A 6,991-nucleotide genomic window follows, 5' to 3' on the forward strand; every position below is an offset into this window, starting at 1 on the left:
AGTGGAGGGGCAAGAGCGTTTTGCTTACTTTTGCGCTCCACCAAAAGTGAGCCGCTGTAAGAGCGGAACCCATCCCAGCCATCACCCAAACAACGGATATACACACCGCGCGCCCCCCATCCCGTCATTTATCAAAGTGCGACCCCAACCGCCTCAACCGCCGCATCGCGCTGTCCAAATGCGCCCGCGCACTGGCCGGGTCGCCTTCACGCATCTGCTCATAGGCCAATTGCGCCACCACCGGGTCAATCCGTTTGAGCGCCTGCCCACTGGCCATGGCCTTCAACTGCACCTGCGCCGCACGCTCCAGGTAATACAGATCATCCCAGGCTTCAGCGATATTCGGCGCAGCCACCATCACCCCATGATTTTTCAAAAACAGGATATCGGCATCGCCCAAAGCGGCGGCGATGCGTTGACCCTCGCTGTTATCCAGGGCCAGGCCGTTGTAGTGCTCATCCACCGCCGTGCGTCCGTAAAACTTCAGCGCCGTCTGCCCCAGCCACAGCAAGGGTGGGCCTTGCAACAGGCACAGCGCCGTGGCGTTGGGCATGTGGGTATGGAACGCGGCCTTGATCCGTGGCTGGCGCAGGTGCAACTGGGCGTGGATGTAAAACGCGGTGGCCTCAGGCGTGCCGACGCCATCGATCACGTTGCCGGCGAAATCACACACCAGCAGATCGGACGCGGTGATTTCTTCAAACGCGTAGCCGAACGGGTTAACGAAAAACAGCCCGTCATGCCCCGCTACCGTGGCCGAAAAGTGATTGCAGATGCCTTCTTCCATGCCATGCAGCGCCGCCAGTTGCAGGCACGCGGCGAGTTCCACCCGGGCTTCGATGGCGGCACTACTGTCGAGATGAAAGCGCCCGGCGCGTGGGCTCGACGACGTGGGCGTAAAGGTATGGGCCATGCCTCACCACCCCAAGGATTTGAACAACGTGGGCACGCCATCAAGGGTCGGCAAAATCGCGTCAGGGGTGTAATCCGCCAGCAATTGGCGCCCGGTGCCGCGGTCGATCCACACGCAACGAAAGCCAATGTCCCGCGCGGCGGCGTGATCCAAATGCGGGCTGGCGCAAATATGCACCACCTGGTCGAGGCTCACGCCCAGCTGTTCATGGGCGTAGTCGAACAGGCGGCGATTGGGTTTGTAGGCCCCGGCCTGCTGCGCGGTGATCACCCGGTCGATGTACCCTCCCAACTGCGCGACATTGCCCGCAATCACGTCATCGTCAGTGTTGGAGACAATGCACAGGTTGTAACCCATTTCCTTTAACTGCTTGAGGGTGCCGAGGACTTCGGGGAACGGTGGCATGGCGCTGATGCTGTCGGTCAGTATTGCCGCGTCGTCTGCATTGGCGGGCAGGCCCAGTTCCTGCAGCGCCCGTTGCAAACCCAAACCCGCCAAGGTGCGAAAGCTGCGATGCGGCGGCGTTTGCTCCAGGGCGTGTTCGTGACGGTCGTAGACGCTGAGCAAGGTGCCCGGGTCGACCTGATGCGCGCCTTTTTCCTCAAGGATGCGGTCGATGGCGGCGCGCAGGCCTTCATCCCACTGGATCAGGGTGCCGTAGCAGTCAAAGGTCAGCCACAACGGGCGAGGGGAGTGTTCAAGGGTCATTGGCGCACCTGCTGGTCTGGAAAATTAGCGACCTGCGCAGCATAGGAAACCTGGTTGTCAGTTGGAAATTAAATTAACCTCTGCATCACAGTTGAATTGTCGATATGAGGCTCGCCGCCATGTTTGATCTTGAATTGCTGCAAACCCTGGTCTGCGTGGTTGACGAAGGCAGCTTCACCCGCGCCGCCGAGCGCGTGCACCGCACGCAATCCACAGTGAGCCAGCAGATCCGCAAGCTCGAAGAGAGCGTGGGCCAGGTGTTGCTGGTGCGCGACCGTTCCGGTCAACAGGTCAGCGCCACGGAGCACGGCGAACTGCTGACCCATTACGCGCGCCGTCTGTTGAACCTGTCCCGCGAGGCGCGCGATGCCTTGAACACCGAGGCCAGCGTGGTGCCGGTGCGCCTGGGTGTGCCTGAGGATTTTGACGCGACACGCATGGCGTCGATGCTGTCGGGGTTCGTGCGCGCACGGCCCGAAGCGCGTCTGGAAACGGTCAGCGGCATGAGCACTGACCTGCGGCGACAGTTGGAAAACGGTGAGCTCGATATTGCCCTGGTCAAGCGTGAAGCCGGCAGTGGCGAGTGCCATGCCAGTTGGCCGGAACCGCTGGTGTGGGTGTGCGGCGAGAGTCAGGACTTGCAGGCCGAAACCCTGCCGCTCGCGTTGTTCCCACAGGGCTGCATCTACCGCCAGCGCGCCATTCGCAGCCTCGACAAGGCGCGCCGCAGTTGGCGTGTGGCGTTTGGCAGCCACAGCCTCACCGGCATCCAGGCGGCGGTGACGTCGGGCCTGGGCATCAGCATCCTGCCCAAAAGCGCGGTATTGCCCAGTCACCGTATCTGCTCGGAGTTGCCGCCGGTGCCGCCCTCGGAATTGGCCTTGATCAGCGGCGCGGAGCGACTGAGCGCGACACATCAAGGCCTGATCGAGAGCCTGCGCAAAGAGATTTCACTGTCGCATGTTGGTGCATCTTATTGATTGCGCACCGTTTTATGACATTTGTCGACATTGGGTTTACCGTCAACAGGCGGATCGGTAGGTAGCTAGCTATCTGGCGTGGTATTTGCCTTGGGTTATGGCAATTAGACATCACTCCGGGAGTGCGCCATGAGCCTGTCGAGCACCACAATGCAATTGTCACCCACTGAAAAAGCCTGGCTGCCCTGGTTGGGCAAAAACGGCAAGTTGGCGCTGGGCTGGTCCTGTCGCCTCAATCGCGCGCTGTACCCGGTGATGGAGCAGACCTTCGATGCGTTCGCCGATACCCGGGTCAAGCTGTTGCAACACTGGGCGCGTGAGCAATGGGAACATCTGAGTGAGCTGGCGGGCGCGCTCAGCCGTGACGGCGGCTATTCGGACGCGACCTTGCTGCTGGACAAGTTGCGCCAGGCCGGGGATTTTTCCGAGCTGTTTGTCGTTGATACGGGCGGGCAGGTGCTGGCGTCCACCTGGAGCACGCCCGCGCGGCGCGTCGTCAACCCGCAAGCCTTGGCTGCGGGCCTCAAGGCGCCGTTTCTGCACGGCCCGTATATCGACCCGCTGACACTGGAGATCGGCCCGTCGTCGTCGCGCTTTCATGACGAAGTGACCTTGATGTTCTACCAGCCATTGTTCAGCGAAGGCCGCGCTGTCGGCTGCCTGTGTGGGCGAGTGCCGAACGATATCCTCGGGGACCTGATCCAGCGCGAAGCCGGGCATATCTACCCGGAGTCGGGCGACAACTACCTGTTTATGGTGCAGTCGCGCTTTGACCCCTCGATTCAGCCGGGCATCGCCTTGTCGCGCTCACGCTTTGAAGACGGCGCGTTCACCCACGGCGAAAACCTCAAGAGCGGCGTGCACACGCCCTGGAAAACCGTGCAGATCCAACGGCACACCGAGCTGGAATTGCGCTTTATCGACCCGGCCACCCAGCAATTGCACCCCGGCGTGCGTGAAACCATCCGCAAAGGGTCGAACCTGTTTGTGACCTACCCCGGCTACTCGGACTACCGGCACATTCCCGTGGTGGGCAAGGGCGTGACGTTTGAGCTGCCAGGCTCGCCGGACCGCTGGGGCATGATGTGCGAGGCGGACCTGGAGGAAGTCTATCGCCGTCGCTCGCTGAGCCATGGCCTGATGAAACCGTACCTGGCGACCATGGTCGGGCTGTTCGCCAGCAACTTCCTGATTCAGCATTACAGCGGCCTGAGCCAAGCCTGGATCGATGCCGCCGAGGTGGCGAGCATGGGCGTGGCGGCGCTGCTGTTCAGTCGCCTGGGGCCCCAGCGCCTGGCCAAACGCCTGAATGAAATGACCGACGTGATCCGCACCATTGCCGAAGGCGAGGGCAACCTGCGCCAGCGGTTGGACGCCGGGCGCATGGCCAACGATGAAACCGGCGAGATGAGCCGCTGGATCAACAGCTTCATCGACCGACTCGACTCGGTGGTGGGCCAAGTAGTGAAAGCCAGCCATAACGTGGGCAGCACCAACCAGATGATGCTGGGCCGCAGCCAGGAAGCCGGGTTGATGTCGATCGAAGTCGCCGATGCCACCCACCGCATGATGATCATCGTCGAAGAACAGTTGGGTGAAATCCAGCAGGCGTCGGTCAGCGCCGAGCAAATGAAGCAGGCCATGGATGACGTGGTGCACCGTGCCCGTGAACAGTTCCAGGCGGTGCAGGCCGGCACCCAGTCGATTCGCGACGTGGTACTGCGTTCCAGCCAGAGTGTGCAGTTGCTGGACAGCCGCATGGCGCAGATCAGCTCGATCACCGGGTTGATCAGCACCATCACCAACCAGACCAATTTGCTCGCCCTCAATGCCGCGATCGAGGCAGCGCGGGCGGGTGAGCACGGGCGCGGTTTTGCCGTGGTGGCGGATGAAGTACGCAGCCTGGCCCTGCGCACTTCCAAGGCCGCCGACGATATTCGCCAGATGGTTGAAGGGCTGCAAGGCGAGACACAAAAGGCCGTGAGCTTCATGGACAGTGGCGTGACCGACGTCGATAACAGCCTGCGTCTGGCCGAAGAGGCCACCTCGGAAAACGTCCACCTGCATCAAGCGGTGGACAGCATGTTCAGCATCATCCAGCAGCTCAATGCGCGCAGTCTCGACTACGGCAAGACCATCAAGCAGGTCAGCCATTCTTCCGAGCAGATGCGCGTCACGGTGGGCGTCATGCAAAGCAGTGCGGAAAGCGTGCGCGCCAACGCGAATAAACTGCAGAAGCTGGTCGGGTTGTTTGAGGTCAGCGACGCCGCGTGAGGCTGATGCCTACAACGAGGTTGTGCGCTCCATCAACAGGCGTTCAAGCGTTGCCACCGGCAATGGCCGGCTGAACAGATACCCCTGGATCTGGTCGCAGCCGGCCTCCTTCAAAAACGCCAGCTGTGCCTGGGTTTCCACACCTTCGGCGACCACCCGCAGGTTGAGGCTGTGGGCCAATTCAATGATGGTGCGGGTGATGGCCGCGTCCTGTGGGTTGGTGGTGACTTCGCGGATGAATGCGATGTCGATCTTCAACGTGTCGATGGGAAAGCGGCGCAGATAGGCCAGGCTCGAATAACCGGTGCCGAAGTCGTCGATGGAAATTTTCACGCCCATGGCGCGCAACCGTTTCAGGCTGGCGATGGTGTGCTGGGTATTTTCCATCAGCGAGCCTTCGGTCAGTTCGACTTCCAGCCAATGCGGCTCGACGCCGGTTTGCGCGAGGATGAGCGCGATATCGGCAATCAGATCGCCCTCGATCAATTGGTGCCCCGAGACGTTCACCGAGACTTCAACCGCGCCGATCGGGCCGCGCTGCCATTCGGCAATCTGTTCGCACACATTTTCAATGACCCAGCGCCCCACGGTGACGATCAGCCCCATGCTCTCCAACACCGGCACGAACACGGCCGGCGACACGGCGCCGTAGCCCGGACGCTCCCAGCGCAGCAAGGCTTCAAGCGCGCAAATCTGGCCGCCTGCCAGTTCAATCTTGGGCTGGTAATGCACCCTGAAGTCACGCTGTTCAACGGCCTGGCGCAGGGCGCTTTCGAGGTCCTGGCGGGCCAGGTCGTGCACGTTCATGTCAGCCGTTTCGCCGGTTTGCTGTTGCAATCGCTGCTCGAGCATCAGGCTGTGATTTTTCAGCTGATCGCCGTGCGCTTTCAGCCTGAGCAGGTTGCGCACACGTAGCCACAGTTCGACGCGCTCCACCGGTTTGCTGATGAACTCTTCTGCGCCGGTTTCCAGCCCGGCGACGCGCGCATCCGACTCACTGAGTGCCGAGAGCATGATGATCGGGATACTCGCCGTGGTCGCGTCATTCTTCAACTGGCTGGCGACTTCGTAGCCATCCATGCCCGGCATCATCACGTCCAGCAGGATCAGGTCGGGGGGGCGTTGCGCCACCAGTTGCAAGGCTTCCTCACCGCTGCTGGCACACAGGGTCTGGTAGCCCTCGTGTTGCAGCAGGGTTTCCAGCAGCTTGCGAACCTGGGGTTCATCATCAACGATCAGCAACGTTGCGGGTTGGCTGGCCATGGAAAGGACTCATGTGAGAGGGTTGATAGTCGATTGCAGCAAGGTGTCGATCACCTGGTACAGCTCTTTGTAGCGCAGCGGCTTGATGATGTAGGCGTCACAGCCGGCCAGCCGGGTTTTTTCCCGGTCTTCCTTCATGGCCATGGCGGTCAGCGCGATCACCGGGATGTGCGCGGTATTGGGGTCATGCTTGAGCAACTGGGTAGCGGCCAGGCCATCCATGCCCGGCAATTGAATGTCCATCAGGATCAGCGCCGGCTGTTTGTCCCGCGCCAGGGTCAGGCCGGTCTCGGCATCCGCGGCCCACAGCACCGTGTGCCCCGCATTGACCAGCAACAAGCGCGCCAGGCGCATGTTGGCTTCGTTGTCTTCGACGATCAGGATTTCGGCCATGCAGCCTCCTTCGCACGCAGCAACGGCAGCCACACCACAAACCGCGTGCCTTCGCCGACGCGGCTGGCCACGGCAACACTGCCGCCATGCAGGTCGGTCAGTTGCTTGACCATCGCCAGCCCCAGGCCAGTGCCTTCGAATTTGCGTGCCAGGCTGCTGTCGATCTGGCTGAACGCCTTGAACAGTTTGCTCATGTCATCCTCGGCGATGCCGATGCCGGTATCGCTGACACTCAATTCCAGGAAGTGCTCATGGGCACTGGGTTGCAGGGCAAAGCCATGCGCGGGCCAGTCGCCGGGAATCTGGCCGACGGCGTCATGGCCGACCTCGCGCACGGCGAAGATCACGGAGCTGCCGTGCTCGCTGAACTTCACCGCGTTGGCCAGCAGGTTGTAGATGATCTGCTTGGTTTTGCGCAGGTCCAGTTCAAGGCTGCCAAGGTCCACTTCGTATTCGAGCT

The 6,991-nt window shown here is 61.6% G+C and carries 7 protein-coding genes; 2 read left to right on the forward strand and 5 right to left on the reverse strand.

Annotated features, from left to right (window positions below):
• Positions 1-124 precede the first annotated feature (124 nt).
• Together WBB95_RS01110 and WBB95_RS01115 are read right to left on the reverse strand one after the other, a co-directional pair.
• On the reverse strand, positions 125-913 hold the full coding sequence (locus WBB95_RS01110) for an aldolase (RefSeq protein ID WP_424485914.1): 789 nt from the start codon (positions 911-913) through the stop codon (positions 125-127).
• Positions 914-916: 3 nt separating this feature from the next.
• Positions 917-1,621 carry a haloacid dehalogenase type II gene (locus tag WBB95_RS01115; protein WP_424485915.1) on the reverse strand — a complete coding sequence of 235 codons (705 nt, stop codon included), beginning with the start codon at positions 1,619-1,621 and terminating at the stop codon, positions 917-919.
• Positions 1,622-1,740: 119 nt separating this feature from the next.
• Here WBB95_RS01115 and WBB95_RS01120 point away from each other — a divergent pair, with 119 nt between their 5' ends.
• Positions 1,741-2,601, forward strand: a complete 861-nt coding sequence (locus WBB95_RS01120) for a LysR family transcriptional regulator (protein ID WP_424485916.1) — start codon at positions 1,741-1,743, stop codon at positions 2,599-2,601.
• Positions 2,602-4,242: 1,641 nt separating this feature from the next.
• On the forward strand, positions 4,243-4,875 hold the full coding sequence (locus WBB95_RS01125; protein WP_424485920.1) for a methyl-accepting chemotaxis protein: 633 nt from the start codon (positions 4,243-4,245) through the stop codon (positions 4,873-4,875).
• Positions 4,876-4,884: 9 nt separating this feature from the next.
• On the opposite strand, the gene WBB95_RS01130 is transcribed toward WBB95_RS01125, so the two are convergent.
• The 3 genes from WBB95_RS01130 to WBB95_RS01140 form a co-directional block, all read right to left on the reverse strand.
• Positions 4,885-6,138 carry an EAL domain-containing response regulator gene (locus WBB95_RS01130; RefSeq protein ID WP_424485917.1) on the reverse strand — a complete coding sequence of 418 codons (1,254 nt, stop codon included), beginning with the start codon at positions 6,136-6,138 and terminating at the stop codon, positions 4,885-4,887.
• A 9-nt stretch (positions 6,139-6,147) separates the two neighbouring features.
• Entirely contained in the window at positions 6,148-6,531 is a 384-nt protein-coding gene (locus WBB95_RS01135; RefSeq protein ID WP_424485918.1) for a response regulator, read from the reverse strand.
• Positions 6,516-6,991 (reverse strand): ATP-binding protein (locus WBB95_RS01140; RefSeq protein ID WP_424485919.1); only part of this gene is annotated, 476 nt, incomplete at its 5' end. The genes WBB95_RS01135 and WBB95_RS01140, both read right to left, overlap by 16 nt.

This window comes from Pseudomonas sp., from assembly GCF_049645325.1.
Lineage (GTDB): Bacteria > Pseudomonadota > Gammaproteobacteria > Pseudomonadales > Pseudomonadaceae > Aquipseudomonas.